Here is a 1,638-nt window from a genome sequence, read left to right on the forward strand (position 1 = left end):
GCGAACATCGTGCCCTTCTATATTACCACGACCACTGATTCCGTGAAATTTTGGATCATTTTTTAATGTAATGCCATATTTATCTGCAAGCTGTTCGACGAACCAGAAACCTGCATTATGGCGGGTTTGGGCATATTCTGAACCAGGATTGCCCAAACCAACAATTAGCGAAATATTTGACACTAATCTACGCCTTTAAACACTTATGCGCGTTTGAAGTCAGCGTGCATAGGAGTGTTTTTAGCTGGGTGACGTTGTAACGCTTGGATTTTAACGTTTTCAACTTTGTCACCTACTTTGATTTCAACAACTTCTTCAAAGAAAGCGTTGCTTTCTAAAGCTTTTACAAGCTCACGAAGTTCTAAAGTAACTGCTACAGGCTCAGCGTTACCACCGTAGATGATAGCTGGAACTAAAGATTCGCGACGAAGGCGGCGGCTCGCACCTTTCCCTTGTTTGTCTTCAGCACGCGCTTGAGCGTTTAATACGAAGTTTGCCATGAGATAAATCCTCATTAAAGATTAAATAAACTAAACTTGCGACCAGTTTAGTGATAGAAAACCCCAGCCAAAGCTAGGGTTAAGAAAAAAGCTGCAATATTATAAACTATCGAACATCGCGCTGATAGACTCTTCGTTATTAATACGACGAATCGTTTCAGCAACCATGCTAGCAACAGAAACTTGGCGAATTTTGCCTAAGTTTAATGCTTCTTCAGAAAGAGGAATTGTGTCAGTTACAACTAACTCATCAATAACAGAGTTACGTAAGTTCTCAATTGCTTTGCCTGAAAGTACAGGGTGAGTTGCGTAAGCAACAACACGACGTGCACCGAATTGTTTAAGTGCATCAGCTGCTTTACACAATGTACCAGCTGTATCAACCATGTCGTCTACGATAACGCAATCACGATCTTTTACGTCACCAATCAAGTGCATAACTTGCGACTCATTGGCTTTTTGACGACGTTTGTCGATGATTGCTAAATCGATATCACCCATCTGTTTAGCAACGGCACGAGCACGTACAACACCGCCAACGTCAGGAGAAACCACCATAAGGTTGTCATGTTGTTGTTGACGTAAGTCAGCAAGCAAAGCAGGAGTACCGTAGATGTTGTCGACTGGAATATCGAAGAAGCCCTGGATTTGGTCAGCATGTAAGTCAATCATTACGACACGGTCAATACCAACAGTGGTAAGCATGTCTGCAACAACTTTCGCTGTGATCGGCACACGTGCAGAACGTGGACGACGGTCTTGGCGAGCATAACCAAAATAAGGGATAACAGCAGTAATACGACCAGCACTTGCACGACGCAAAGCATCTGCCATAACCAAGATTTCCATAAGGTTGTCATTGGTTGGAGCACAAGTAGGCTGAACGATAAATACGTCTTTACCACGAACATTTTCAGTAATTTCTACTGAAATTTCACCATCAGAGAACTGACCGACTGATGCAGCACCTAGAGGGATATGTAAGTGACTTACGACTTTTTGAGCGAACTGTGGATGAGCATTTCCACTAAAAACGACAAGATTGGGCATGAAGCACCCTTGGCGGTTGGTATGTAATGAAGTAGATGGCAGGGGCGGCTGGATTCGAACCAACGGATGGCGGGATCAAAACCCGCTG

At 43.5% G+C, this 1,638-nt stretch carries 2 protein-coding genes and 1 pseudogene; all 3 read right to left on the reverse strand.

The features are described 5' to 3' along the window. Window positions 1-183: pseudogene (locus C1642_RS02545) on the reverse strand (aminoacyl-tRNA hydrolase); the annotation flags it as partial. A gap of 20 nt (window positions 184-203) precedes the next feature. Then, on the reverse strand, window positions 204-500 hold the full coding sequence (gene rplY / locus C1642_RS02550; RefSeq protein ID WP_001273421.1) for a 50S ribosomal protein L25: 297 nt from the start codon (window positions 498-500) through the stop codon (window positions 204-206). 99 nt (window positions 501-599) lie between these two features. Continuing rightward, window positions 600-1,550, reverse strand: coding sequence for a ribose-phosphate pyrophosphokinase (locus C1642_RS02555; RefSeq protein WP_001133287.1), 951 nt, complete (start codon window positions 1,548-1,550; stop codon window positions 600-602). Between the last annotated feature and the right edge of the window lie 88 nt (window positions 1,551-1,638).

It is taken from the genome of Acinetobacter sp. AKBS16, from assembly GCF_002899995.1.
Lineage (GTDB): Bacteria > Pseudomonadota > Gammaproteobacteria > Pseudomonadales > Moraxellaceae > Acinetobacter > Acinetobacter baumannii.